Consider the following 24,734-nt stretch of genomic DNA (forward strand, 5'->3'; position numbering starts at 1 on the left):
AAGGACGACGAGTCGGATTTACACGTGAAGCGGCGAACCACGGGCGTTCGCCGCGGGGGCGTCAGGCGAAGCTGGGCTCGCTGACGACCTTGCCGGCCTGCATGCGCACCAGGTGGTCGGCGATGTCGAAATAGCGATCGTCGTGGGAGATGACGATGATGGTCTTGCCCAGGCGTTTGAGGTCCGGCAGCAGCTCGGTGTAGAACACGCGGCGGAAGGCCGGGTCTTGGTCGGCTGCCCATTCATCGAACACCAGTACCGGGCGTTCGTCCAGCCAGGCGCTGACCAGGGCCAGGCGCTTGCGCTGGCCGGTGGACAGGTCGGTGGTGGTGAAGGCGCCGTCACGTATGCTGACTTTGTGCGCAATCTCCAGGCGCTCCAGGTATTGCCCAGCATCGGCAGGCAAGCTGCGGCCGTCTTTCATCAAATCCTCGAAGAGGAAGTAGTCGGCGAAAATCGTGGTGAAATGCTGACGGTAGTCGTCCAGGCTTTGCGCATCGACGGCCTTGCCGTTGAGCAGCACCTGGCCCTGGTGCGGCGTGTAGAGGCCCAGCAGCAGTTTGATCAGGGTGGTTTTGCCGCAGCCGTTTTCACCGACGATAAACAGGATCTCGCCCGGTGCGATACTCAGGTTGACGGGCCCCAGGGTGAACGGGTCGCTGCCGGGTACCGCCGGAAAACGGTACTGCACGTTGCGCAGCTCCAGGCGTTCGAGTACCGGCGCCGGGCCCGGCTCGGCGCTGAGCAGCAAGTGCGGCTCAGGCGAGGAGAAGCGCTCGGCAAGATCAGCGATACGGCGAAAGGCGATTTGTGCGCGGCTGATGATCGGCAATGTACCAATCAGACTTTCCAGCGGACCTTTCATGTACAGCAGCACCAGCACGAAGCCGCTGATCACCGCCGGGTCGTTGCTGGGCCACAGTGATTGCAGCGCCAGAACCAGACCGATGACCACGAAAAACAGCATCGTGCCCAAACTCTTGGCGATCACGAAGATGTTGATCGAGCGCACATGGGTGTCACGGATGTGGTCGGCGGTGCCCTCAATGTTGCGTTTAAGCATGGCCTGTCGGCGCGGGCGGTGAATGCGCAGTTCCTTGGCGCCTTCGGCAATGGCCTGGTAGTGTTTCTGCAGATCGTCCTCGGCTTCGCGCGCGGCGTTGAAGCCGCGGCGGCCCTTGCTCTGGGCGACGTACTGGATGGCCGAGCCAAGGCCGATGGCGACCAGGGTCAGAGCAAAAATGGGCAGTGACAGGCTGGCCAGATAACCCAGACAGCCGACCACTACGGTCAGGGAAATGGCCAGGGGGGCAAAGGAGAAGGCGAAATCGCTGATGGTATCGACGTCGTGGGTCAGCACGGGAATCAGGCGATGACTGCGATAACGTTCAATCTGCTCGATGGGCGCCGACAGCACCTTGGCACCCAGGTCCTTGCGCAGTCTGGCGATCACATGCTGGCCGACGTAGTTGGTGCCGATGTCGGCGGCAATGCTGCTGAGCAAGGCCACCACGCACAGGCCAATGAAGGCCAGGACGATGCCGTTGCTCATGCCGTCGTCATTGTGCAGGCCCTGGTTGACGGTGGCGAGCAAGGCCGTGACGGCCAGGCCGCCGATGATGCCCAGGACGATAGAAGAAAACACCACCAGGCGATAGGGCTTGAGCAGGCTCAAGAGTTCGCGGGTGGCGCTACGCGATGCTGCGGTCATGAAACTACCTCGTTCGCAACGGGCTGGGAGCCTAGGGCGGGGAGGGCTGGCCCGCAGAGCGGGCGCTAGCCGTGTGTTGAAAGACGAGCCAGGTGTGGGTGGATTTAACGCTGCCAACTGGCTGTCGGCCCGTGCTCAGGGCTCAGAGTTCGCGTACCACGCGAAAGCCGATCCAGTCGCCGCGGGTTTCCGGCCGGCGGTAATTACGGTTGCCGGAGCGGGAGAAAATCGGCGCTTCGGTCCAGTCGTTGCCGCGGATCATGCGTACCACGCAATCGCCTTGGGTCCAGGCGCTGCCGTCACTGGGCGCACCCGCGTAGCTGTCGTTCTGGCAGTCGGCGGTCCACTCATAGACGTTGCCGTGGGCGTCGTAGATGCCAAAGGCGTTAGGCGCGTAGCTGCCCGCCGGGGCAAGGTAGCTGAAGCCGTCTTCGGGGCCATAGGTGTTGGCATGCTTGGCAATGCTGTAGGCCTTGCCTTCATCACGCGGGAAGGGCTGCGGGCCTTTGCTGCCGCCGCGGGCGGCGTATTCGCGTTCGGCTTCGCTGAGCAGGCGATAGTGTTTACCTGTCTTTTTCGACAGCCAGGCGGCATAAGCTTGGGCTTCGTGGAAGTCCATGCACACGGCCGGATAGCGATGCTTGTCGCCGCGCTTGTACTCGTCGCTGAGCGCGTAGCGCGGTACGCCGGCAAGGCATTCGCGGCCAGGGCGGTCGTCGCCATTGGGCATCGTGTAGCCGCTGTCCTTGAGGTAGGCATTCCACTCACCGCTGAGCACCTGAAAGCGGCTCATGGCCAAGGGCTTGGCGAAGGTTACCTCGTGCATCGGGCCTTCATCGGCCTCGCGGCCCTGTTCGTCTTCCGGCGTGCCCATGGTGAAAGTGCCGGCCGGTAGTACAACCAGCTCCGGGCAATCCTTGCAGTCTTTGAACACTTCGCCTGGCTTGGGCGGTTCGCTGGCCTGGACCAGGCCGGGGACGAGGCTGGCGAACAGGGCGCCGAGGGCCAGGCCCGTAATAGCCTTGGCGGTCGAGGTGCGGGGCTTCGGTGAGTTCATTGGTCTCTCGGTTTCACATAATGGAAAAGGGCGGCACTAGACGGCCTTGGCCAGGATGGCCATGAAGCGCTCGATCTCGGCTTCGTTGTTGAGCAGGCCCGGAGCGGTGCGTACCACCGGTCCAACGTCACGGTTGACGGCGTCGGCGACGACACGTTGCTTCATCAGTTCGGCGGCCACCTTGTCGCTGTCCTTGCCCTTGACGCGAAAGAAGCTGAAACCTGAAGACAAGGCCGGATGGGTCGGTGTCACCAGCTCGATCTGCGCCATGGCCTGCAGGCGTTGACGCAGTTCGGCGTTGAGCTGGTGGATGCGTGCCTGAACTTCGGCCTTGCCCAGTTGCAGGTGCAGTTCAAAGGCTTTGTCCAGGGCCCAGCGGTGCTCGAAGGCGTGGTAGCCGCCGGGGGTCATGCTGGTGGCGAAGTCGCTGTCCTGGGAGAAGGTCGGTATCAGCGGGGTGACATCGTTGAGTTGTTCCGAGCGTGAGCAGATGATGCCGGTGCCGCGTGGGCCGAACAGCCATTTGTGCGTGCCGGCGATGAAGAAATCACAGTGCATGTGCGGAAAGTCGAGGTCTTCCACGCCAAAGCCATGGACACCGTCCACCACGTAAAGGATGCGGTCCTTGTCGTCGCGCTTGCGGTTGTGCTCGGCGACCAGTTCACCAATCTCGCCGATGGGCAGTTTGACGCCACTGCCCGAATGCACCCAGGTCATGCCCAACACGCGGGTGTTCGCGCGGATGTTAGCGGCGATATTACCCAGGACCTCGTCACTGGATACCTGCTGGGGCGCTTTGAACAACTCGATGCGCCGAACCTGGGTGCCTTCGCGCTCGGCGCGAAAGTTCAGCACATGATGGGTCGAGTAGTGCTCATGACGGGTGGTGAGAATTTCCTGGTCGGGGCGCACGTGAATGCCGCCATAGATCATCGCCAGACCTTCGGTGGTGCTGCCGGTGAGGGCGATCTGCGCCGGCTTGGCGTTGAGGTATTTTCCGGCCCAGCGCCGTACTTCGGCTTCGCGGGTCCAGGTTTCCTCCAGGTCCCAGTCCATCGCCAGGCCAGGGTTGCGGTCGAGGTTGGCGCGATGCACGGCTATGGCCTCGCGTACCGGTCTGGGGTGCGAGGTGACCAGAAAGTTGGCGAAATGAATGTAGTTGGGGTCCTGGTCGAACAATTGGCGAAACTGCGCCCACTTGTCGCCACTGGGCGTCGCTGCCGGCAGACTGGCCAGGGCATTGGGGGCCAGTGTGCTTGCCAGTGGCAGGGCAGCGGCGAACAGCCCGGCCTGTTTGAGAAATGTTCTACGGTCGGTCATGGCTTGGTTTCATCGCGCGCTGAGGGGTTTGGAGGATTGCTGAACCTGAGCCCAGGCCCTGAGGAAGTTGGCGCCCCAGAGCTTGCTGATATCGGCTTCGGCGTAACCGCGGCTCAGCAGTTCGGCGGTGACGTTACGGACCTGGCTGACATCCTCGAAACCCTTGAGGCCGCCGCCGTCGTTGAAGTCGGAGCTGATGCCAACGTGATCGATGCCGATGGTCTTGACCGCATGATCGATGGCGTTGCCGAAGTCCTGGAGGGTGGCCTTGGGCTCGTCGGCAAGGATCGCGTACAGCGCTTTGGCGTACTCGCCAAAACGTTGTTCGGGCCAGCTGGCAATCACCGGATCGCCCGGCATCAGCGCCCAGGCCTGGTTGGGCAACGCGGGCAAGTCGAAACGTTGGCGCAGCTGATCGAGCCGCTCGCGGGTCGCCTGGCTGATCGGGCGCAGGTAGTCGCCGTAGGTGGGGATCATGACCACGCCGCCGCTGTCGCGGATCAGGCGCATTTCATCGTCGCTCAGGTTGCGCGGGATATCCACCAGCGCCCGCGGGCCGGAGTGCGAGGCCACCAGGGGCGCGCGGCTGAGGGCGCTGACCTGGCGCAGGGCCTGGCTGGACATCTGCGACACATCAATGATCACCCCCAGGTCGTTGAGGCGGCGGACCGCCTGCTGACCAAGTGGTGAAAGGCCGCCGAGGGCGTCGGCACGGTCCTGAAAGAAGGGCATCGGCCGTGAGGAATCAGCCCAGGCGTTATTGCCCACATAGTTGAAGCCGAACATGCGCAGACCGCGGGAGGCCCAGAGGTCCAGCTGGTTGATGTCGGTGCCCAACGGGTAGGCGTTGAGCATGCTGATGAAGATCGCGAACTTGCCTTCGCCTTGCAGCCTGCGTACGTCGTCAGGGCTGTAGGCGATGGCAGCGCGCTCGGGAAAGTCGCGGGCGATGTTGCTGATGATGCGGTAGCTGGCTTCCTGTTGTGCGCGTGCTTGCGCAACGAATTCGGCCGTGGGGCGGTGAGGTGCACCTTCGCCTTGCCAGATGGGCGGCCAGCCGAACACCGTCAGCGCTGCAGCGGACAGGCCGCCACGCTGCAGTTTGGGCAAATCGAACTGGCCGAGGCTGTCGCCATCCACCGGGTTGTGCGCACTGCCCAGGGTCAGTGGCACGCTGACATGGCCATCGAACGACAGCAGGCGTTGCTGCACCTCATTCGCTTGGCGTATGACCGCGAAACTGTAGCCGGGATTGTCCCGGTAGCCCTGACCCCAAGCCCACCAGCTGGCGCCTGCGCCAAGCGCGAGGAGCACCGGCAGGCCGTAGCGCAGGGTGTTCTGCCAACGTGGTCGTGTCATTGCCTTCTCTTGGTTCGCTGCTGTCTGGGGTGGACGAGCGCGGCAAGGAAAAATTTACCGTCAGAGCAAGCGCCAGGCGTGCGGGAACCGCCGCTCTGCAACAGGGGTTAAATTTTCCGCCATTGGTCTCGTTCCTAGTCAACAGACGACCTGCCGCCTCGCCAATGACCGACAGGGTTACTTTGTTTTCACCCCGACCATCGGGGCTTATCTAGAGGACACTGGATATGACTCAGGCAATTGAATCGGCCGTCGTTCACGACCTGATCGGCATCGGCTTCGGCCCTTCGAACCTGGCGCTGGCCATCGCCCTGGAAGAACGGGGACAACTGCAGGGCCCGCTCGATACGCTGTTTCTGGACAAGCAGGCGGACTACCGCTGGCATGGCAACACCTTGGTCAGCCAGAGCGAGCTGCAGATTTCCTTCCTCAAGGACCTGGTGACCCTGCGCAACCCGACCAGCCCCTATTCGTTCGTCAACTACCTCAAGCAGCATGGCCGCCTGGTGGACTTCATCAACCTCGGCACCTTCTATCCCTGCCGGATGGAATTCAATGATTACCTGCGCTGGGTGGCCTCGCATTTCGAAGCGCATAGCCGCTATGGCGAGGAGGTATTACGGGTGGAGCCGGTGCTGAACAGTCAGCAGGTCGAGGCGTTGCGGGTGATATCGCGCGATGCCCGCGGGGTGGAAATTGCCCGTACGACGCGCTCGCTGGTCCTCAGCCCAGGTGGTACGCCGCGTATTCCGGCCGTGTTCGAAGGGCTCAAGAGCGATGCCCGGGTGTTTCACCATTCCCAGTACCTGGCGCGGATGGCGGCGCAACCTTGTGTCGACAACAAACCCATGCGCATTGCCATTGTCGGCGGCGGGCAGAGTGCGGCAGAGGCGTTCATCGACCTCAATGACAGCTATCCGTCGGTGCAGGTCGACCTGATCATTCGCGGTTCGGCGCTCAAGCCGGCTGACGACAGTCCGTTCGTCAACGAGGTGTTCTCGCCCGAGTTCACTGACCTGGTGTTCCAGCAGCCGGCCAGCGAGCGTGAACGCCTGATCAACGAATACCACAACACCAATTACTCGGTGGTCGATCTGGACTTGATCGAGCGCATTTACGCGATCTTCTACCGGCAGAAAGTCTCGGGTGTGGCCCGTCACAGTTTCCATACCTTGACCACCCTGGAGCAGGCGCGCAGTACCGAGCAGGGTGTGGAGCTGCTGATGCGTAACAACGCTACCGGTGAAACTCAGGTGCAGCACTATGATGCGGTGGTGCTGGCGACCGGTTATGAGCGCCAACTGCATCGCCAGTTGCTGGCGCCGCTGGACGCTTATCTGCAGGGTTATGAAGTCGACCGCAGCTATCGTCTGCTGACCGACGAACGCTGCAAGGCCAGTCTGTATATGCAGGGGTTCAGTCAGGCCAGTCACGGTTTGAGTGATACCTTGCTGTCGGTCCTGCCGGTGCGTGCCGACGAAATTGCCGCGTCACTGTATGAGCAGGATAAGCTGCGTGGGCACCAGCGTGTGGCTCAGGTTTCGCTGTTGGCCACCGCCAGTTGAGTGCCAGGCTGGAAGATGTTCTTGGGGGTGGGGCGTAGGGCGCGAGCTATTCCGTTGATTGGGTGACGCTACCGGCCCCAGCATAGTGCGAGGCATTGCACTGCTTTTGTGGGAGCTGGTCTTGCCAGCGATGCAGGCACCGCGCAGCAACTGACACTGTGTCGATACCATCTCCGGCAAGACCGGCTCCCACAATCTGTGAAGAGCCGTTTTTTTGCTGCAGTACTCAGGGCGTCAAGCCAGCAACCGGCGCCGAGGCTTTTTGTACCTGTTCCCAGACCCGCAGGAAGTTGCCGGCCCACAGCTTACTGATATCGGCCTCGGTATAGCCACGGCTGAGCAACTCGGCGGTGACGTTGCGAATTTCGCTGACATCCTTGAAGCCCTCCAGGCCGCCGCCATCGTTGAAGTCCGAGCTGATGCCCACATGATCGATGCCGACTTTTTTCACCGTGTAGTCAATGGCGTCGACCAGGTCCTTGACGCTGGCTTTGGGTTCTTCTTCGAGGATGCCGTAGAGGCTGCCGGCGTACTCGCCGAAGCGCGCTTCTGGCCAGATGGCGATCACCGCATCGCCGGGCATCAAGGCATTGGCCAGGCCCTGCAGCGGTTGCAGATCAAAGCGAGCGCGCAGGGCTTCGAGTTTGTCCAGGGTCGGCTTTGTCAGCGGCTTGAGGTACTGGCTGAAGCCGACCACCTGAATGACACCGCCGATGTTTTTGATCAGTTGCATTTCCTTGTCGCTGAGGTTGCGCGGAATATCCACCAGCGCGCGTGGCGCTGAATGCGAGGCGACGATGGGGGCATGACTCAGGCGCGCAACATCTTCCAGGGCCAGGGTCGACATCTGCGAGACATCAATGATCACGCCCAACTGGTTCAAGCGCTTGACCGCCTGTTCACCCAATGGCGACAGGCCGCCGAGGGCATCGGCCGTGTCATTGAAAAACGGCAGTGGCCGTGAGGAGTCGGCCCAGTCGTTGTTGCCGGTGTAGCTGAAGCCGAACATGCGCATGCCGCGCTTGGCCCACAGGTCCAGTTGCGACAGGTCGTGGCCCAGCGGGTAGGCATTGAGCATGCTGATGAACACGGCGAATTTGCCTTCACCGTTGAGACGACGGAAGTCCTCGGGGGTATAGGCAATGCCGACCTGGTTGGGGAAGTCGCGGACCATCGTGCTGATGATCTGATAGCGCACTTCCTGCTGGTGCCGGGCTTCGTCGACAAAGCCGGGAGTAGGACGGTGCGGGGCATTGGGGCCATTCCACAGCTCCGGCCAGCCGAAAATAGTCAGGGCGGCGCCCGACAACCGGCCTTGACCGGCCTTGACCAAGTCGAACTGGCCGCTGCCGTTCTTGTCGGCTTCGTGGCCAGCACTGCCAAAGCTCAGGGGGACGGTGATATGGCTGTCGAACGAGAGCATATGTTCATGCAGGGTGTTGGCTTGTTCGACGATCTTGGCGGGGTAAGCGGGCTCTGTGCTGAGGTACAAGTAGCCCGCAGCGGCGCCCACGGCCACTGCCAGGGCAAGCGGCAGGCCGATGTACAGGGCTTTGCGGGAACGGGATTTGGTCTGGGTCATTGCCATCTCAACGCTGGGCTGATCGGAACGGCTTGCCCGGCGCACCGGTGTGCTTTGGGCAAAGCTTGGGTATCAGGAGGACGAATGAGGTGGGGGTAAATTTATGGCGCGTCGCGGCTTGTCCGGGCTGTGGAGGCGCTCGCGCAGCAGGCCCGCTAACCACAAATGGCTAAAGTTCGCGCGCACATCGCCGATAGACAGGACAACCCATAGACCATCAGGATGATAAGCACATGGTTGGCATCAGTGCGGTTTCGATCAATAGCAACGCTTTGAGCGGCGCGAGCGCGGCGAGCGTCAATGTTGGCGCTCAAGACCCGACGGCGAGTGAGCAAGAGGGCACCCTCAAGGTTGATCTTGCCGGCGTTGCTCAGAGTAATAAGGCACAGTCGAGTGACAGCAGCGAAAGCAGCGAACCGGCCCATATCAAGCAATTGCGCCAGATGATCGAGAAGCTGCAAAAGCAATTGGCAGAACAGCAGAAGCAGTTGCAGGCGGTGATGGCCAGCAACATGGAAGAAACTGCCAAGGCATCGGCGATCGCTGCCGCGCAGTCAGCGGTGAGTTCGACCATGGGCGCGATTCAGTCCGCCACCGCGCAACTGCTCAAGGCCCTGCTCGATAGCGGCGGCAGCAGCTCGGGCAGTATGGTCAGCACCAGCGCTTGACCCCAGCAGGCCTGGCGCGTAACGCGCTCAGGCCCGCTGACTTCAGTCAAGCGCGGGACGGTTCTGGCTGCGATCAGACTTGTAGCGCATGGCTACTGCCGGTGCCGGTTTGGTACTGCCGGTCTCCAGCCACTGGCGCATGCGGCTGGCATCGGCAAAGTGGGTGTACTTGCCGAAAGCATCGAGAATCACCATGGCCACCGGACGGTTGTCCATTCGGGTCAGCAGCACCAGGCAATGCCCGGCATCGTTGGTAAAGCCGGTCTTGGTCAGGTTGATGTCCCAATTGCTCTTGTTGACCAGGTGGTCGGTGTTGCGAAAACCCAGGGTGTAGTTGGGTTTGCGAAACGCCACGGTCTTCTCGCGGGTGGTGCTCAACTGGCTCAGCATCGGGTAGTTGCGCGCCGCCAGCAACAACTTGCCCAGATCGCGTGCGGTAGACACGTTGTAGGTCGACAGACCGGTGGGCTCCACGTACCGGGTGTGGGCCATGCCCAATGCCTTGGCCTTGGCGTTCATCGCTTTGATGAAAGCGTTGTAGCCCCCTGGATAGTTGTGCGCCAGGGTTGAAGCTGCACGGTTTTCTGACGACATCAGGGTGATCTGTAACATCTCCTTGCGGTTTAACTGGCTGCCCAGTTTCACCCGCGAATACACGCCTTTCATCTCCTTGTTCTGGGCGATGGTAACGGTAAGCATCTCATCCATGTTCTGCTTGGCATCAAGCACCACCATGCCGGTCATCAGCTTGGTGACCGAAGCGATAGGCACTACTCGGTCGGCATTGTTGGCGTACAGCACCTGATTGGTCTGCAGGTCGATCAGCAAGGCGGCGCCAGAAGCCAGGCGCAACTTGGAGGGATCGCGTTTTTCCTGGACCGGGGGTTGCGCAGCAGCGACCGAAGTGACAGTCGCCGTACCTGTGAGCATTAGCAGTAGGCTTAGGATGGACAGGGAAGTTTTCACGTCGAGGCTCACTAAAAGTTGTTATGTCGTTGGCTGTGCAAGGGTTTTCCCCCAAAAAAACGCTCGCATTCTGGAGTATGGCCTAGAGTCTGTCGATTAGCCTGTAAACATTGGGCCAAACATGAACGAAATTTAATCCTGTACCAATTCTGTACCAATTAGCTGCATTTCAAACTTCTCCAGTTCGGACCAGTCATTGGCCGAGTTCAGCCACTTCGCACAGGTTGACAGCAGTACCTGGACAGAGTGTCCAAGCTGGCCTGCAATGAATGCCGGGTTCATCCCTGGGCCGTTTGTGCCTTGCTGGTTCTGCTGCGGCGCCTGCTTGGCGGTTCTGCATGTGTGGATGTCAGGTCTGACGGTTATCTGGTGCGGGCGGAGTACCGCCCCAGGTAGGCGAGCAGCCGCGCATCTGTCGATTCTTCAGCTCAGTGTGACGAGCTGCAGGGAGGAGGGGATTGTTTTCGGTCGGCAGGACGCCGGAGGAGGGGTGAAAATCAGTTCCGTCTACGCCGGTTCGATTCCGACCGCGGCCTCAATTACTGAAAGTCCCGCAGATTAACGTCTGCGGGGTTTTTCTTTGCGCGCTCGAAAAGCTCGGAGTTCAGAAATTTTGGGGTGTGAGCTCCGAAATTTTTCTATCCTCAAGCGCTGCATGATGTTCGCTTTAGTCCTGCCCAGGCAGCGCCATCCGGTATTCGATCACCCCCGGCTTTTCGGCTATCCAGTCGTACAGCCGCTGTGCGGTCTGGTTAGTCTCCTGGGTATGCCAGTAGAGCCGATCGCAGCGTTTCTCCTGCGCCTGGCCTTGAACAAACTCGATCAACTGCTTGCCGACCCTTTTCCCTCGGGCACTAGAGCAGACGTACAGGTCCTCCAGGTAGCAAAAGTCGTTACGCGCCCAGGTCGAGCGATGGAAAACAAAATGGACGAAGCCGAGAAGCCGGCTACCGTCCGTGGCAACGGCGCAGTGCACGGGCTCTGCCGAGTTGAAGAAACGAGCCCAGGTCAGCTCCGTCGTTTCCTTGTCCAGTGCCACCTTGTAGAACGCCTGATACTGATCCCAGTACACGGACCATTGTTGAAAATCACTCTGCTCCAAGTTGCGAACGGAAACGAATTGTTGTGCAGCTGTCATCGTGAAACCCCTTTCAGTGTGAGAGATGGTTGGAAAACAGGTGCATTTATAACGATAGAATGGCAGGAATTGCCCTACCACTTTCTTCAAATGAACCAGACCAATGTTCAAGCACTCACAGTTGCAGTCAGTCAAAGCCTGGATGAGCGATCCCGCCCACGGAGCATTGTCGTTGCATGTACGTATCCAGAGGGCGATTCGTCAATTGGTTCTTGATGGCGCGCTGCCGGTCGGCAAGGCGTTGCCTGCCTCACGTCCGTTGGCCCACTCCCTAGGCGTGTCACGGGATACCGTAGAGGCTGCCTACAGCCAGTTGCATGCAGAGGGCTACATCGAGCGCCGCGTGGGCAGTGGAAGTTTCGTGTCGCAACGCGCTCGGCACCTGCCATTACGAAAGCGCCAACGTGAGGCCGTCTGCGATGGCCCACCTCCGCTTAGCCGCAGGGCGATGGGCGTGCTTCAGGGCGGGGGCGTGGACAACTTTCAAGCGCCACGCCCATTCGCACCTGGGGTAGCCGAGACCCGGCGCTTTCCCCTGGCGATCTGGGAAAAGCTGGAGCGCCAAGTGTATAAGGAATATGGCACCCAGGCTCTGGAGCACAGTGCGCCCCAAGGCATGGCCTCACTGCGGATTGCAATCGCTGACTACCTCAACCTTGAGCGTGGGGCGAAGGCGTCCGCCGATCGGGTGCTGATTCTCACCAGTTCACAACAGGCGCTTGGCCTGTGTGCGCAAATACTCATGGATGCGGACGACCAGGTGCTGGTCGAAGACCCGCTATACCAAGGCACCCACAAAGCTGTCGTCGCCGCAGGCCTCAAGTGCGTTCCTGTGCCGGTGGATGATAGCGGCATGCAGGTGGAGGGTATGAGCTCGCTGGCCACTAATGCCAGGGCGGTTTTTCTTACGCCTTCCCATCAATATCCAACTGGTGCGACGTTGTCGCTAGATAGACGGTTGCTCGCGATCGAATGGGCAAGGCAGCAGCGTGCCTGGATCATTGAGGATGACTACGATAGCGAATTCCACTACGAAGGCCGGCCGACTGCTTGCGTGCAGGGCCTGGATCCGCATGAGCGGACACTCTACATCGGCACCTTCACCAAGTCGCTGTTCGCGGGGCTACGTATTGGCTACATGTTGTTGCCACCCTCCCTCGTCGCCCCGATGACGAGTGCACGCACGCTGCAGGATGGGCATACGGCGTCTATTGCCCAGCTGACATTGGCAAGGTTTATGGAAGGCGGGCACTACACGGCTCATGTGCGGAACATGAGGGCGCTGTATGCCGAGAGACGGGACGTACTAGCTGAACTTTTGCACAAGCGTCTGGGGGAGTTTCTAGCGCCGCGCATCCCTGCCGGAGGATTGCAGATGCCCTGCCATTTCGTCCAGGACCTGCCGGAAGATGCTGTGGTCACGGCGGCAAAAGCGGTTGGTATCGACCTGCTGGGGCTCGGCAGGTTGCATGCGACACCGAGGAATGATGTTGGCGTGTTGATGGGGTTCGCGGCACACACGCCTAGCGAGATGCGCGCCTCGGTGGAGAATCTGGCGAAGGTATTTGCGGGCCTGCTCAGGTAGTTTGCGGCCGGCTATAGGTAGCGAGGAGTATTAAACTCATCTCCTTGCTGCCGAGGAGAACGTTGGAATGGAAGCAGCTCCCTGGTGGCAGAACGCCGGAGAGGTAGCGTGTACAGATCGTGAATCACGCCGTTTGTCAGCGTGTACTTCTGTAGGTCTTATGAGACAAACGTGAACAGCTGCGGGCGACTCAACGGATTGGTTTTACTGGCTTTGCCAGTGGCTACTATGATTTAGGACGTTCAGTTCGGTCGACAGAACGCCGCAGATCGGGTAACGATCTCGTACCAATTTTTGTACCAATCGCTGTGTTTCGGTGGGTTGTCGAGCGTGATGGAGGGTGGCGAAAGGCCCATTTTTGCTGGGTTTCGCCACATTCAGGAACTCAGCCAACCGCAAAAAACATCTCTGGAATATGGCCTAGAGTCTGTCGATTCGCCCGTGAGCCTTGGGCCATAGATGAACGAAATTTAATCTTGTGCCCTTTTGCGTACCCGGTAGCTGCCCCGCCATATACCCAGTCGCCGCCTGCCGCGGGCCGATTTCAGTCATAAGGTTATAAAGCGTGGGCAGCCGGCCGCTCGGGTTATGCATGGGCCGTGTGTGATGTGTCGCGAGTGATTTTTTCCAGCATGTAATCAGGGCTGTACTGATGCAGCAGTTCATTGGGTAGGGCTGTTGCGTCGGTATTTATGAAGGCATCAAGGTTGTCGGCGTTGTGCTGGTCAATGATGAATACGTTTTCCGGGCGGTAAAAGTCATGCGCCGCAATCGTAGGGTTTGACGTAATAAGTTTTTTGTTGAAAAACATCGACTCCAGTACCCGCAAGGTAATACCGGTTTGTCCGGCCTGGTTGATGTCTGCCAGTACCGTAGCGTTAATCGACTTTCTGAGGTTTTCGTCATAAGAAAGGCCTTCGTCGATATGGTATTGCGACACTGCCTGGGTTTTATCGTCCTTGACGATATGGAAATCGGCGATGCAATTTACATGGCGAAGCTTTTCCGCGATGGACTCGATAGCCGCCGTGCGGCCTTTATCGCGGCCTAAGAAGAAGCACTTCGCTGCATGGCTGGGCTCGGCTACCTGGTTATGCAGATGCTTGGCATCGTCAACCCCATAAGGGAAAAATTGATTCATGTAGTCCATGCCGAACGCTTGGCATTGCGCCGCGTCAAAGCTGTAGACCTTGTCAAAAATCCCTTCGATGCTGTGCATGAAGTCTGCGTCGACTATGTTTCTAACCAACAGTACTTTTTTGCCGTTGAAATGCTTAATCAAGGTTGGCTGAAAGCTTCGTTTGAACTGCCAATCATTGCAGATAAGGATATCGCGGGTGGTGACGTTGTGCGGCCGCCATAACTTTTTTGCCAACCACGCATTGTTGATGACGTTGGCCTTGAAGAATTTATTAATTTTTGTGATGTAGCGATTGAGGCGTTTGGTTTTTTTGGGCGTGCTGATGATCTTGGTGCTATGGCGCAGCGATAGATTTTTAATCATCGTCTGCTCATAATCTGCGATCCACCCAAGGAAAAAATATCTCAATCTCTCACTCCAATCTCAGCTGTACTTGGCTCTTACGCGCGTGTGGTGGCCAAATGCCGGTGCTCAATTCTCCCCCATGTGAGTTACGCGAGCAAACCCAAAATTACCAAGCAAACTAATTATTAGTCTGCCGATTTGATTTCAAAGGAGCGTAAATGGCCCATGTCCCTGGTAAAGACACCGTCCTGTGCATTTCACTGGCCGGCCGTCCAGGCACCTTTGGTGTACGTTTTCACAACCATTTGTACCAACAGCTGGGCCTGGATTTTTACTACAAGGCCATGACCACCCAGGACTTGCCCGCTGCGGTGGGGGGAATACGCGCGCTGGGTATCCGCGGGTGCGGGGTATCAATGCCGTACAAGGAAGCCTGCATGGCGCTGGTCGATGAGATCGACCCGTCGGCGCTAGCTATCGAGTCGATCAACACAATCGTCAATGACGAAGGGCGGCTCAAAGCTTACAACACCGACTACCTGGCGGTGCGCCAACTGCTCGAACAGCACCAGGTCGACCCTGACACCGCCTTTGCCCTGCGCGGTAGCGGCGGTATGGCCAAAGCCGTGGCCAGCGCGTTACGTGATGCCGGTTTCAGCCAGGGCATCATTGTTGCCCGTAATGAGCAGGCCGGTCGCCAATTGGCGGATGGCTGTGGCTATCGGTGGCAGGCAGACCTAGGCGACCTGTGCCCACCCATGCTGATCAACGTCACGCCGATCGGCATGGCCGGCGGGGTGGACGCTGAGCAATTAGCGTTCAGCCATGATGCAATCGCGGCAGCGCAGCGGGTATTTGATGTGGTGGCGATGCCGGCGCGCACACCGTTGATCATTGAGGCGCAGCGGCAGGGCAAGGCCGTGATCACCGGCCTGGAAGTCATTGCCTTGCAGGCGCTGGAGCAGTTTGTGTTGTACACCGGTGTACGGCCGACGGCTGAGCAGGTGGCCTTGGCGGTGGCTTATGCGCGGGTGTAAGTGCTGACGCCGCGATATTCGGCGTATAAAAAAACCGCGAATTCTCGCTCAAGAATTCACGGTAAATATTTAGCTAGAGGAGTTCAGCGCGAGGAGCTTCTCCTGAAACAGTGCCGACACTGGAGTTGCACTTCGCGCTGAGTGAAATACTAAATGATGGGTGTTTAAATATCGATGGGCTAACTGTAATTTTTTACTACGTAACAGACTTGAAGTGATAGTGTTATGTACGGTTTCAAGTTTGAAATATTGTTTCCATTAAGTAATTATGTTTGCTGTGTGGCTTGAATGTGCGACGGCGTGGGCGTCAGTAGGCAGGGGGCAGAAAGCAAAAAAACCGCGAGCACGCGTTAACATGCTCACGGTAAATGTTCTTGGGGAACAAAATTCAGCTTAGGAGAGTGCGAGGTCAATTGCCCCGTATCTATACGCATCCTGCATAGTTAAGATCGACCTCGCGCCCAGATAAATATTAATGAGTGCTCGGTAAAATAGCGACGTGGCAACTGTAAGTTTTTGCTACGTAACACGCTTGTAATAAAGTTGCAGCGTGGTAACTATTATAGCTGTGTCGCAATGGTTAACTTACCAAGTGACTAGGCTCTGTATGAAAAGTTTGAGACGAAGGTCAGGCAAGGCGAAAACAGCCGAGGAAGCGGAGTTTACGGGTTGTAAATGAGCATCCGAGGCTGTTTTCAACGCAGCATCATCGAGTATCAAGGCTTTTCGTACAGGGCCTAGGCTGCGCCGCCATACGTAATCGGATGGCGGCTTGGGGCTAGTCGGCCTTACTCCAGCGCCGCCAAGCGCTCTTCCAGCGCTGCAATCCGCGCCTCCAGCGCTTCGACCCGCTCCAGTGACACGGCACCCGTGCTACTGCGCTCCGGCCCTTGCTGGCGGGCAGCAAGAATGGCCTCGATCTCACCCGGGTCACCCAGTGCATGGGTATAGCGGTCTTCACGCTGGCCGGCCTGGCGCGGTAAGTGCAGGGCAAAGCCACGGGCGATCAGGCGCTCCAACTGATGCACGACTTGCTCGGCGTCCTCGAACTCATGCATGCGGTTGCTGCGGGTCAGCAGTTCGTTGACCGTCTGCGGCCCACGCAGGAACATCAGACCGAGCAGGGTGACCTGGGCGGGCACCAGCTCCAGCGCCTTGTCAACGCGCTGCTCCCAGCGGTCGGCGCGGCTGCCCATCTGCAGGCGGGTCAGACCCTGGCCTTCAAGAGCGCGCAAGGCTTGGCCAACCTGGCCCTGGCTGAGGTTGGTCACAGGCTCGCGGCTGGTCTTCTGGTTGCAGGCCAGAACCAGGGCATTCAAGGTCAGTGGGTAGGTTTCCGGGCTGGTGGCTTGCTTTTCAATCAACGAGCCCAGCACGCGAATTTCGCTGCTGTTGAAACGCGCTTGTGCGGGGGATTCGGTTTCAGCGGACATGGCCCTGTCTCTATGCGAAGAAAGGCCTCTAGCCTAGGTGCGTGACAGGGTAAAACACAAGCAGCCGGTGCAGGGCGCACCGGCTGCTGCTCAGGATCAGGCGCTCCGGCGTTCCTCGGCCATGCAGGCCGCGGCAGTAAACAGCACGTCGGTGGAGGAGTTCAGCGCGGTTTCCGCCGAATCCTGCAGCACACCGATGATGAAACCCACGGCAACCACCTGCATGGCGATTTCACTGGGAATGCCGAACAGGCTGCACGCCAACGGAATCAACAGCAGCGAACCACCGGCCACACCTGAAGCACCACAGGCGCACACCGCAGCGACGACGCTGAGGAGGATGGCGGTTGGAATATCGACGGCAATGCCCAGGGTATGGACGGCGGCCAGCGTCAGCACGGTAATGGTGATCGCAGCGCCGGCCATATTGATGGTCGCACCCAGTGGAATCGATACCGAGTAGGTGTCTTCGTGCAGGCCGAGACGTTCGCTCAAGGCCAGGTTGACCGGAATGTTAGCCGCCGAGCTGCGGGTGAAGAACGCGGTGATACCGCTCTCGCGCAGGCACAGCAGTACCAGCGGGAATGGGTTGCGGCGGATTTTCCAGAACACGATCAGCGGGTTGACCACCAGGGCGACGAACAGCATGCAGCCGATCAGTACGGCCAGCAAATGCAGGTAGCCGAGCAGGGCGTCCAGGCCGGACTGCGCCAGGGTTGAGGCCACCAGGCCGAAAATACCCAGCGGCGCAAAGCGAATCACCACCCGCACGATCAGGGTGACACCATTGGACAGGTCTTCGACCACGGTGCGAGTGGTTTGCCCAGCGTGACGAATAGCCACACCCAAGCCGATAGCCCAGGCCAGGATGCCGATGAAGTTGGCGTTCATCAACGCGCTGACCGGGTTGTCGACCACGCTCAGCAGCAGGCTTTGCAACACTTCGGCGATACCGCCTGGGGCGCTGAGGGCTACATCTGAGGTGCTCAAGGCCAGGTTCGACGGGAAGGCCATGCTGGCCACCACAGCGACCACGGCAGCGGCGAAAGTGCCGAACAGGTACAGCACCAGAATCGGCCGAATATGGGTTTCGGTCCCGTGTTTATGGTTGGCAATCGAGGCCATGACCAGGATGAACACCAGAATCGGCGCCACGGCCTTAAGGGCGGAGACGAACACCTTGCCAATAAAGCCCAGGCTCAAGGCAACCTCGGGGGCGATCAAGGCCAGGGCGATACCGGCCATAAGGCCGATCATGATCTGTACCACCAGACTGGTACGGTTCAACATCTTTAGAACAGGTGTCATGTCGGGTGTTTCTCAGTCTTGTAAAAGGGCAGCCGGCCCGTCGCGACGCCGGGAAATACGAGGGCGTCGGGCGATCAGGGCCACGAAAGGGGCGCGACTTTAGCACAGCAGGGCACGATCGGTGATTGCCCTGTGTCAGACCGACGGACAGGCGTGTAGTATGCGCGCCCCTTGGAAACGGCCCAGCGCCGTGGATGTTTAGCGCTTTGGAGTGTAGATGTTACTGCCGATTCTGTTGCTGGCTGCGGCCGGCTTCACCGTGTTGACCACCGAGTTCGTGATTGTTGGCCTCCTGCCCGGCATCGCCCGTGACCTGGCGGTCAGCGTGCCTCAGGCCGGGCTGTTGGTGACCCTGTTTGCCTTTACCGTGGCGTGCTTCGGCCCGTTTCTCACCGCCTGGTGCGCGCGCTTTGATCGCAAGCGTCTGTTCGTCGGCATCCTGGTGTTGTTCGCCGCCTGCAATGCCTTGGCTGCTGTGGCCCCGAATATCTACGTAATGGGTGTGGCGCGGTTGCTGCCAGCGTTGGGGTTGCCGGTGTTCTGGGCGCTGGCCAGTGAAACAGCGGTGGACATTGTCGGGCCGGCCTATGCCGGGCGGGCCATTTCGAAAATCAGCTTTGGTGTGGTCTGTGCCACGGTATTTGGCATTCCGGTCGGCACGTTGGTGGGCGATGCCCTGGGCTGGCGCGCAGCCTTTGCCTTGCTGGCCGTCTTGGCGCTGGCCAAGGCGTTGTTGCTGCACCTTTATCTGCCCCGCACGCCTAGGCATAACCAGGCTACCTCGCTGCGTGGGCAGTTTGGCATCCTGCGCAGCCGTTTGCTGCAAGGCCATGTACTGCTCTCGGTGCTGGTGTTCAGCGGCATGTTCACCGTCTACACCTACCTGGCCGATATCCTCGAGCGCCTGGCCGGCTTCGACGGTGCGCGGGTCGGTTGGTACCTGATGGGCTTTGGCGCGGTGGGTCTGATCGGCAACAGCCTCGGCGGTCGCGCTGTGGACCGCCATCCACTGCTGGCCTCCGGCGGCTTTTGTGCGCTGATGCTGGTGGGCCTGATCGCCCTGGTGCCGAGCATTCATTCCACCTATGGCCTGATGGCGGCGTTGGCAATCTGGGGGGCGACTCAGGCTGCGTTGTTTCTGGTCAGCCACGTACGCTTGATCAAGGCTGCGCCCCAGGCACCGGCGTTTGCCGCGTCACTGAACATCGCCGGGGGCAACCTGGGGATTGGTCTCGGGGCGATGATTGGCGGTCGGGTGATCGACAACCTGGGCCTGGCCAGCCTCGGTTATGCCGCCGCGGTGTTGATTGGCGCCTCGGTCTTGCTGGCCTTGGGGCTGATGCGCATGGGTGACAGCCGCGCTACCAGTTAAACAGTTGGCGTCGGGCACCTTCGGTGATGGCGAGGATGCCCGGGTGCTTGACCTTGCGCTCCACCGAAATGGCATAGAACGACTCGATGACCGCGTCGGTCTGGCCGATCCGCTCAACACCATATTGTCGACAGACCTCATCGGCAATCACGCTGGGGCCGATGAAGATCCCACTGCCGGATTGGCCGAAGGCCTGCATCAGTGCACTGTCGTCGAACTCGCCGACAATCCGCGGCTGGATTTGCTGCTCGGCGAACCAGCGCAGCAGGCGGCTACGAACCACGGTTTCCTGGCCGGGAATCAACAGCGGTGCGTGTTGCAGGCAGGCAGGGAAATCCTTGTCCAAACCCGCGGCCAGGGCAGGGGTGGCGAAGAAGCTGATGCCGCATTCACCCAGGCGCTGGCTGTAGCCCTTGATATCCAGGTAGCTGGGCATCGGACTGTCGGAAATCACCAAGTCCAGGCGCTGAATCGCCAGGTCGGCCAACAAGCGCTCGAGCTTGTCTTCGCGGCAGCTCAGGCGCAGGGCGTCTTCCATGTCCATGGTAGGCGCCAACAGGCGATAGACGATGGACTTGGGCACCACATCCGCCACCCCGACTCGAAACAGAATTTGCTGCTCATCCGGGCGGGTGCGCAGCATCGCCTCAAGCTCACCGCCAATCTGGAACATCTGTTCGGCATAGGTCAGTGCCTGACGGCCGCTTTCGGTCAGCTCCAACTGCCGCCCGACCCGGCGAAACAGTTCGATGCCGTAGGTCTGTTCGAGCAGGCTGATCTGCCCGCTGATGGTTTGCGGCGTCAGGTTCAACTGCTCGCCGGCACGCACGATACTGCCGGTGCGGGCCACCACCCAGAAGTAATGTAGCTGCCGGTAATTGAGCATGGCTGTTTCTCGATTCGAAAAAACCGAAGTATAAACGGTAAAAATACGAATTTTCCTGATGTATCAAGATATTTAGAATCCCCAGCCATCACGGTGCCTTTAAGCAGGCACTGATCTATGACATGGAGATCTACCTATGCTTTACCTCAAATCCATCGGTACACCCCTGGTGTTGCTGCTGGCACTGCTGACCATGAGCGGCTGCGAGCAGGCGGAAAAATCCGCTCAGCAGATGCTCAACCAAGCAGCGGAGTCGGCCAAGCAAGCCATCGACCAAACCAACGAAGCCGCCCAGCAGGCCCTCAGCGAAGCCACCGGTTCCGAAGGCGACAAGGCTGCCAAGCCCGAAAGCGACGACAACGCTAAAGAAATCTGACCCACCCCTTACCTCGATGCAGGATTGATTCATGGAATACTTGTTGGAACTCGCTGCAAGCCCGACCGCCTGGGTAGCTCTGGCCACCCTGGTGGCCATGGAGATCGTGCTCGGCATCGATAACCTGATCTTCATCTCCATCCTGACCAACAAGTTGCCTGAGCAATTCCGCTCCAAGGCACGCCGCATCGGTATCAGCATGGCGCTGGTAATGCGCTTGGGTCTGCTCAGTACCATTGCCTGGATCGTGCAGCTGACCGAGCCGGTCATTGATGTGTTCGGCCATACCTTCTCCTGGAAGGACATGATCCTGATTGCCGGTGGTCTGTTCCTGCTGTGGAAGGCAACTACTGAAATCCACGAGAGTGTCGACCCGCGGGCCAAGGCTGAAAGCAAGGCGTCCTCGACCATCACCCTCGGCTTTGCTGCCGCTATCGGCCAGATCCTGGTGTTGGACATCGTCTTCTCGATCGACAGCATCATCACTGCAGTGGGCATGACTGAGCACTTGCCAATCATGATCATCGCCGTGATTAGCGCTGTGGTTGTGATGTTGGTGGCCGCTGACCCGCTGGCCAAGTTCATCAACGACAACCCGACTGTGGTGATGCTGGCCCTGGGCTTCCTGATCATGATCGGCATGACCCTGATCGCTGAAGGCTTTGGCGCTCACGTACCGAAAGGTTATGTGTATGCAGCGATGGCATTCTCTACTGCGATTGAAGCGCTGAACATCATGTCGCGCCGGGCGCGCTTGAAGCGCGAAGCGGCTGAAGGCGAGGCGCAGTAGTCACTAAGGGCTTTGCCCTTGTGGAGTGGTCCCTTGTGGGAGCCAGTCTTGCTGGCGATGGGCTCGACGCGGTGTCAGTTGCCGCGCAGTGCCTGCATCGCTGGCAGGGCCAGCTCCCACAGGTTTTTTTGCAGGTCAATGTGCATTGGCATGCCGGCGGCTACGCCGGGTCGGTACAGGCTCGCTGGTGTTCTTCGGCAAGGTGTGATGCGGGTGATGGCGGCGGGCAATCCGCAGCACGCCCCACAGCATGGCGGCGGCGACGCTCAACCAGGCGCCTACCAGCATGATGATCGCCATTGTCAGGCTCATGTCTGCCTCCTCAGGTCCCTGGCCAGCCCATAATGCTTGCCATGCGGACACCCCTAGAGTCTAGCCGAAGCCATGTTGCAGGCTATTGACCGATGGTCTAGGCCCTTGGGCCGCTTTGTTCTAAGCCGCCTGCACTCTATACCCACGACGCTAGCCAGCCTATGATCGCACTCCAGGGCCGGGCGCTGTCTGCCAGGCATCAGCACAAGCGAGCGTTCATGCTGCCACTGTCTACCCGATGTTCTTCAATCGCCCCGCGGCGCCTGCTGGCCGCCTGCGCGGTGGCATTAGCCCTGGCCGGTTGTGCCAGTCAGCCTGCAGCGCCGATCAAGGGTTTGCCGCAGCGGGTCGAAATCGGCTCAGTGCCGTTCTACCGCGGCAACGCCAACCAGAGCGCGCCGATGGCCTTGGCAGCGATCCTTTCGCAACAGGGCGTGCGCATTACCCCAGGTTTGCTTGAGCAACCCCTGGGTCTGCCGCAGGGCGTGGACAAACTGCAGGATTCGATGCAAAACGTCGCCCGTCAGTACGGCATGGTGGTCTATCCACTGGAGCCGAAACTGAACGCCTTGCTGGCCCAGGTGGCCGCAGGTAATCCAGTGCTGTTGCGCTATGCCGAAGGCTCGACGTTCTTCTCTGAACCGCGCTATGCCGTGCTGGTCGGTTACGACAGCTACAAGCAGCGGGTACTGCTGCGTGCCGGTATGCACCGGCGCATGTTGATGGACTTCGATGACTTCACATCGGCATGGAATGAGCAGGGGAGTTGGGCAGTGTTGGTGCAGCCGCCGGGCCAATTGCCGGCCCAAGTTGACCGTCAGCGTTGGCTGAAGGCGGCCAATGACCTGGCCCAGGCGGGCCAGGAACAAGCAGCCCGCCAGGCCGTCAGCGCCCTGGGGCAGTGACGGCGCGGGCGGGCTTTGGGCTTAGAAGCCCAGGCGGTCGCGCAGACTGTAGTACCAGGCACCCAGGGCGCTGAACGGTACGCGCAGCAGCTGGCCACCCGGGAACGGGTAGTGCGGCAGCTCGGCGAAGGCGTCGAAACGCTCAGCCTGACCACGCAGGGCCTCGGCCAGCACCTTGCCCGCCAGGTGGGTGTAGGTGACGCCGTGGCCACTGCAACCCTGCGAGTAGTAGATGTTGTCGCCCAGACGGCCGACCTGAGGCAGGCGCGACAGGGTCAGCAGGAAGTTACCAGTCCAGGCGTAGTCGATCTTCACGTCTTTGAGCTGGGGGAAGGCCTTGAGCATTTTCGGCCGGATAATGGCTTCGATGTTCGCAGGATCACGCGCGCCGTACACCACGCCACCACCGAAGATCAGGCGCTTGTCGCCGGTCAGGCGGTAGTAGTCGAGCAGGTAGTTGCAGTCTTCGACGCAGTAGTCTTGCGGCAGCAGCTGGCGGGCCAGATCGTCGCCCAGTGGCTCAGTGGTGATCACCTGAGTACCGCACGGCATGGACTTGGCGGCCAGTTCCGGCACCAGATTGCCCAGGTAGGCGTTACCGGCCACGATGATGAACTTGGCGCGCACTTTACCTTGCGGAGTGTGCACAACCGGGTTGGCGCCACGCTCGATGCGTACCGCTGGAGATTGTTCGTAGATCTTGCCGCCCAGCGACTCGACCGCGGCGGCTTCGCCCAGGGCCAGGTTCAACGGATGGATGTGGCCGCCGCTCATGTCGAGCATGCCGCCCAGGTACTGATCGCAATCGACGACTTCACGAATGCGCTTCTGGTCCATCAGTTCCAGTTGGGTATGGCCGAAGCGCTCCCACAGGCGTTTTTGCGATTCCAGGTGGCCCATCTGCTTGGGGGTCAGGGCAGCGAATACGCCACCGTCTTTCAGGTCGCACTGGATGTTGTACTTGGCCACGCGCTCACGGATGATGCGCCCGCCCTCGAAAGCCATGTGGCCGAGCAGCTGTGCTTGTTTAGGGCCGACGGTGCGTTCGATGACATCGATGTCGCGGCTATAACTGTTGACGATCTGGCCACCGTTGCGGCCCGAAGCGCCGAAACCGACTTTGGCGGCTTCCAGCACGGTCACACTAAAGCCCGCTTCCAGCAGGAACAGGGCGCTGGACAAACCGGTGTAGCCTGCGCCGATCACGCAGACGTCGGTCTGTACCTCTTCCTGCAGCGCCGGGCGCGGCGGTACCGGATTGGCCGATGCGGCGTAGTAGGACTGAGGGTAGGGGGTATTGGACATGCTGCGAAACCTCTGTTTTATATTTTTTACGACTGTACCGATGCTATCAATAATAATAAACACCCGCTAGTCGTGTGTTAAAAATCCTTTACCCCCCCGGTTTTGGCAAATACGTTTGATATTCAGTGAGTTAGCTTGAAAAAAACAGTTGACACTGTCTGACGAATGCGTAGAATGCCGCCACACAGCAGGCACATAGCTCAGTTGGTTAGAGCACCACCTTGACATGGTGGGGGTCGTTGGTTCGAATCCAATTGTGCCTACCAAATCAAATCCGCCCCTGCTGGCGGTGCTGAAAAGGCGATCCGAGAGGGTCGCCTTTTTTGTTTTGCGGCGTTTTGTGTAAAAGTTCAAAGCTGCTGATTTTTTTATAAAATTTCGCTTTACGACAGGTACAGACCTGCGTATTATGCGCCCCACAGCAGGCACATAGCTCAGTTGGTTAGAGCACCACCTTGACATGGTGGGGGTCGTTGGTTCGAGTCCAATTGTGCCTACCAAATCTCGACAGAAAGGGCGATCCGAAAGGATCGCCCTTTTTGCATTCTGCTGCGCTCGGATTACTGCAATATC

At 59.6% G+C, this 24,734-nt stretch carries 21 protein-coding genes, 2 tRNA genes and 1 pseudogene; 10 read left to right on the forward strand and 14 right to left on the reverse strand.

What is annotated here, in order from left to right:
- Window positions 1-61 precede the first annotated feature (61 nt).
- From CX511_RS09710 to CX511_RS09725, 4 genes are all read right to left on the reverse strand, one after another.
- Window positions 62-1,711 (reverse strand): cyclic peptide export ABC transporter, encoded by a 1,650-nt coding sequence (locus tag CX511_RS09710; RefSeq protein ID WP_045184375.1) that lies wholly within the window; start codon window positions 1,709-1,711, stop codon window positions 62-64.
- 142 nt (window positions 1,712-1,853) lie between these two features.
- On the reverse strand, window positions 1,854-2,768 hold the full coding sequence (pvdO, locus tag CX511_RS09715) for a dihydropyoverdine dehydrogenase (protein ID WP_045184373.1): 915 nt from the start codon (window positions 2,766-2,768) through the stop codon (window positions 1,854-1,856).
- 36 nt (window positions 2,769-2,804) lie between these two features.
- Entirely contained in the window at window positions 2,805-4,088 is a 1,284-nt protein-coding gene (gene pvdN / locus CX511_RS09720) for a pyoverdine-tailoring periplasmic protein PvdN (protein WP_101292833.1), read from the reverse strand.
- Window positions 4,089-4,097: 9 nt separating this feature from the next.
- Window positions 4,098-5,447, reverse strand: coding sequence for a dipeptidase (locus CX511_RS09725; RefSeq protein ID WP_045184371.1), 1,350 nt, complete (start codon window positions 5,445-5,447; stop codon window positions 4,098-4,100).
- 227 nt (window positions 5,448-5,674) lie between these two features.
- Here CX511_RS09725 and CX511_RS09730 point away from each other — a divergent pair, with 227 nt between their 5' ends.
- Window positions 5,675-7,012, forward strand: coding sequence for a lysine N(6)-hydroxylase/L-ornithine N(5)-oxygenase family protein (locus CX511_RS09730; RefSeq protein WP_045184369.1), 1,338 nt, complete (start codon window positions 5,675-5,677; stop codon window positions 7,010-7,012).
- 226 nt (window positions 7,013-7,238) lie between these two features.
- On the opposite strand, the gene pvdM is transcribed toward CX511_RS09730, so the two are convergent.
- A complete protein-coding gene (gene pvdM / locus CX511_RS09735; RefSeq protein ID WP_101292835.1) occupies window positions 7,239-8,594 on the reverse strand; it encodes a pyoverdine-tailoring dipeptidase-like protein PvdM in 1,356 nt (451 codons plus the stop codon).
- A gap of 233 nt (window positions 8,595-8,827) precedes the next feature.
- On the opposite strand from pvdM, the gene CX511_RS09740 reads away from it, so the two are divergent.
- On the forward strand, window positions 8,828-9,262 hold the full coding sequence (locus tag CX511_RS09740) for a hypothetical protein (RefSeq protein ID WP_045184365.1): 435 nt from the start codon (window positions 8,828-8,830) through the stop codon (window positions 9,260-9,262).
- Window positions 9,263-9,304: 42 nt separating this feature from the next.
- Here the strand turns inward: CX511_RS09740 and pbpG are convergent, their stop codons facing one another.
- The 3 genes and pseudogenes from pbpG to CX511_RS09755 all read right to left on the reverse strand — a co-directional run bounded on the left by pbpG (window position 9,305) and on the right by CX511_RS09755 (window position 11,366).
- Window positions 9,305-10,228, reverse strand: coding sequence for a D-alanyl-D-alanine endopeptidase (gene pbpG, locus CX511_RS09745; RefSeq protein ID WP_045184363.1), 924 nt, complete (start codon window positions 10,226-10,228; stop codon window positions 9,305-9,307).
- A gap of 132 nt (window positions 10,229-10,360) precedes the next feature.
- A pseudogene (locus CX511_RS09750) lies at window positions 10,361-10,513 on the reverse strand (integrase); the annotation flags it as partial.
- 382 nt (window positions 10,514-10,895) lie between these two features.
- Window positions 10,896-11,366, reverse strand: a complete 471-nt coding sequence (locus tag CX511_RS09755; protein ID WP_045184359.1) for a GNAT family N-acetyltransferase — start codon at window positions 11,364-11,366, stop codon at window positions 10,896-10,898.
- A gap of 103 nt (window positions 11,367-11,469) precedes the next feature.
- On the opposite strand from CX511_RS09755, the gene pdxR reads away from it, so the two are divergent.
- The gene (pdxR, locus tag CX511_RS09760) at window positions 11,470-12,951 is read left to right on the forward strand and encodes a MocR-like pyridoxine biosynthesis transcription factor PdxR (RefSeq protein WP_045184356.1); all 1,482 of its coding nucleotides are present in this window, start codon (window positions 11,470-11,472) and stop codon (window positions 12,949-12,951) included.
- A gap of 586 nt (window positions 12,952-13,537) precedes the next feature.
- On the opposite strand, the gene CX511_RS09765 is transcribed toward pdxR, so the two are convergent.
- On the reverse strand, window positions 13,538-14,500 hold the full coding sequence (locus CX511_RS09765) for a WaaS/CpsH family glycosyltransferase (RefSeq protein ID WP_495122341.1): 963 nt from the start codon (window positions 14,498-14,500) through the stop codon (window positions 13,538-13,540).
- A gap of 155 nt (window positions 14,501-14,655) precedes the next feature.
- On the opposite strand from CX511_RS09765, the gene CX511_RS09770 reads away from it, so the two are divergent.
- On the forward strand, window positions 14,656-15,474 hold the full coding sequence (locus CX511_RS09770; RefSeq protein ID WP_101292837.1) for a shikimate 5-dehydrogenase: 819 nt from the start codon (window positions 14,656-14,658) through the stop codon (window positions 15,472-15,474).
- A 788-nt stretch (window positions 15,475-16,262) separates the two neighbouring features.
- Here CX511_RS09770 and CX511_RS09775 read toward each other — a convergent pair.
- Together CX511_RS09775 and sstT are read right to left on the reverse strand one after the other, a co-directional pair.
- Complete coding sequence (locus tag CX511_RS09775) at window positions 16,263-16,907, reverse strand: YceH family protein (protein WP_101292839.1); 645 nt, start codon at window positions 16,905-16,907, stop codon at window positions 16,263-16,265.
- Between the two features lie 96 nt (window positions 16,908-17,003).
- Window positions 17,004-18,215 carry a serine/threonine transporter SstT gene (gene sstT / locus CX511_RS09780; protein WP_045184344.1) on the reverse strand — a complete coding sequence of 404 codons (1,212 nt, stop codon included), beginning with the start codon at window positions 18,213-18,215 and terminating at the stop codon, window positions 17,004-17,006.
- 217 nt (window positions 18,216-18,432) lie between these two features.
- Between sstT and CX511_RS09785 the strand changes: the two genes are divergently transcribed.
- The gene (locus CX511_RS09785; RefSeq protein WP_045184341.1) at window positions 18,433-19,587 is read left to right on the forward strand and encodes an MFS transporter; all 1,155 of its coding nucleotides are present in this window, start codon (window positions 18,433-18,435) and stop codon (window positions 19,585-19,587) included.
- Here CX511_RS09785 and nhaR read toward each other — a convergent pair.
- Window positions 19,577-20,473, reverse strand: a complete 897-nt coding sequence (gene nhaR / locus CX511_RS09790; protein WP_101292840.1) for a transcriptional activator NhaR — start codon at window positions 20,471-20,473, stop codon at window positions 19,577-19,579. The genes CX511_RS09785 and nhaR overlap by 11 nt on opposite strands.
- Window positions 20,474-20,609: 136 nt before the next feature.
- Here nhaR and CX511_RS09795 point away from each other — a divergent pair, with 136 nt between their 5' ends.
- On the forward strand, window positions 20,610-20,849 hold the full coding sequence (locus tag CX511_RS09795) for a hypothetical protein (RefSeq protein WP_045184334.1): 240 nt from the start codon (window positions 20,610-20,612) through the stop codon (window positions 20,847-20,849).
- Window positions 20,850-20,880: 31 nt separating this feature from the next.
- A complete protein-coding gene (locus CX511_RS09800; RefSeq protein ID WP_101292843.1) occupies window positions 20,881-21,639 on the forward strand; it encodes a TerC family protein in 759 nt (252 codons plus the stop codon).
- 135 nt (window positions 21,640-21,774) lie between these two features.
- On the opposite strand, the gene CX511_RS09805 is transcribed toward CX511_RS09800, so the two are convergent.
- Window positions 21,775-21,951 carry a hypothetical protein gene (locus CX511_RS09805; RefSeq protein WP_177327785.1) on the reverse strand — a complete coding sequence of 59 codons (177 nt, stop codon included), beginning with the start codon at window positions 21,949-21,951 and terminating at the stop codon, window positions 21,775-21,777.
- Between the two features lie 161 nt (window positions 21,952-22,112).
- On the opposite strand from CX511_RS09805, the gene CX511_RS09810 reads away from it, so the two are divergent.
- A complete protein-coding gene (locus CX511_RS09810) occupies window positions 22,113-22,856 on the forward strand; it encodes a peptidase C39 family protein (protein WP_101292845.1) in 744 nt (247 codons plus the stop codon).
- Between the two features lie 21 nt (window positions 22,857-22,877).
- Here CX511_RS09810 and CX511_RS09815 read toward each other — a convergent pair whose 3' ends face one another.
- A complete protein-coding gene (locus tag CX511_RS09815) occupies window positions 22,878-24,161 on the reverse strand; it encodes an NAD(P)/FAD-dependent oxidoreductase (protein ID WP_045184326.1) in 1,284 nt (427 codons plus the stop codon).
- Between the two features lie 189 nt (window positions 24,162-24,350).
- Here CX511_RS09815 and CX511_RS09820 point away from each other — a divergent pair.
- Both CX511_RS09820 and CX511_RS09825 read left to right on the forward strand, forming a co-directional pair.
- Window positions 24,351-24,427, forward strand: a tRNA-Val gene (locus CX511_RS09820).
- A gap of 157 nt (window positions 24,428-24,584) precedes the next feature.
- A tRNA-Val gene (locus CX511_RS09825) sits at window positions 24,585-24,661 on the forward strand.
- Window positions 24,662-24,734: the final 73 nt, after the last annotated feature.

The sequence above is a fragment of the Pseudomonas sp. S06B 330 genome (assembly GCF_002845275.2).
Taxonomy (GTDB): Bacteria; Pseudomonadota; Gammaproteobacteria; order Pseudomonadales; family Pseudomonadaceae; genus Aquipseudomonas.

What these genes read in the sequence shown, in the direction of transcription:
- pvdO (WP_045184373.1), bottom strand. Translation starts at nt 2,768, where the DNA reads ATGAACTCACCGAAGCCCCGCACCTCGACCGCCAAGGCTATTACGGGC.
- CX511_RS09810 (WP_101292845.1), top strand. Translation starts at nt 22,113, where the DNA reads ATGATCGCACTCCAGGGCCGGGCGCTGTCTGCCAGGCATCAGCACAAG.
- CX511_RS09710 (WP_045184375.1), bottom strand. Translation starts at nt 1,711, where the DNA reads ATGACCGCAGCATCGCGTAGCGCCACCCGCGAACTCTTGAGCCTGCTC.
- pvdM (WP_101292835.1), bottom strand. Translation starts at nt 8,594, where the DNA reads ATGACCCAGACCAAATCCCGTTCCCGCAAAGCCCTGTACATCGGCCTG.
- CX511_RS09770 (WP_101292837.1), top strand. Translation starts at nt 14,656, where the DNA reads ATGGCCCATGTCCCTGGTAAAGACACCGTCCTGTGCATTTCACTGGCC.
- CX511_RS09755 (WP_045184359.1), bottom strand. Translation starts at nt 11,366, where the DNA reads ATGACAGCTGCACAACAATTCGTTTCCGTTCGCAACTTGGAGCAGAGT.
- CX511_RS09775 (WP_101292839.1), bottom strand. Translation starts at nt 16,907, where the DNA reads ATGTCCGCTGAAACCGAATCCCCCGCACAAGCGCGTTTCAACAGCAGC.
- CX511_RS09795 (WP_045184334.1), top strand. Translation starts at nt 20,610, where the DNA reads ATGCTTTACCTCAAATCCATCGGTACACCCCTGGTGTTGCTGCTGGCA.
- pvdN (WP_101292833.1), bottom strand. Translation starts at nt 4,088, where the DNA reads ATGACCGACCGTAGAACATTTCTCAAACAGGCCGGGCTGTTCGCCGCT.
- CX511_RS09730 (WP_045184369.1), top strand. Translation starts at nt 5,675, where the DNA reads ATGACTCAGGCAATTGAATCGGCCGTCGTTCACGACCTGATCGGCATC.
- nhaR (WP_101292840.1), bottom strand. Translation starts at nt 20,473, where the DNA reads ATGCTCAATTACCGGCAGCTACATTACTTCTGGGTGGTGGCCCGCACC.
- CX511_RS09805 (WP_177327785.1), bottom strand. Translation starts at nt 21,951, where the DNA reads ATGAGCCTGACAATGGCGATCATCATGCTGGTAGGCGCCTGGTTGAGC.
- pdxR (WP_045184356.1), top strand. Translation starts at nt 11,470, where the DNA reads ATGTTCAAGCACTCACAGTTGCAGTCAGTCAAAGCCTGGATGAGCGAT.
- CX511_RS09740 (WP_045184365.1), top strand. Translation starts at nt 8,828, where the DNA reads ATGGTTGGCATCAGTGCGGTTTCGATCAATAGCAACGCTTTGAGCGGC.
- CX511_RS09800 (WP_101292843.1), top strand. Translation starts at nt 20,881, where the DNA reads ATGGAATACTTGTTGGAACTCGCTGCAAGCCCGACCGCCTGGGTAGCT.
- CX511_RS09815 (WP_045184326.1), bottom strand. Translation starts at nt 24,161, where the DNA reads ATGTCCAATACCCCCTACCCTCAGTCCTACTACGCCGCATCGGCCAAT.
- sstT (WP_045184344.1), bottom strand. Translation starts at nt 18,215, where the DNA reads ATGACACCTGTTCTAAAGATGTTGAACCGTACCAGTCTGGTGGTACAG.
- CX511_RS09725 (WP_045184371.1), bottom strand. Translation starts at nt 5,447, where the DNA reads ATGACACGACCACGTTGGCAGAACACCCTGCGCTACGGCCTGCCGGTG.
- CX511_RS09785 (WP_045184341.1), top strand. Translation starts at nt 18,433, where the DNA reads ATGTTACTGCCGATTCTGTTGCTGGCTGCGGCCGGCTTCACCGTGTTG.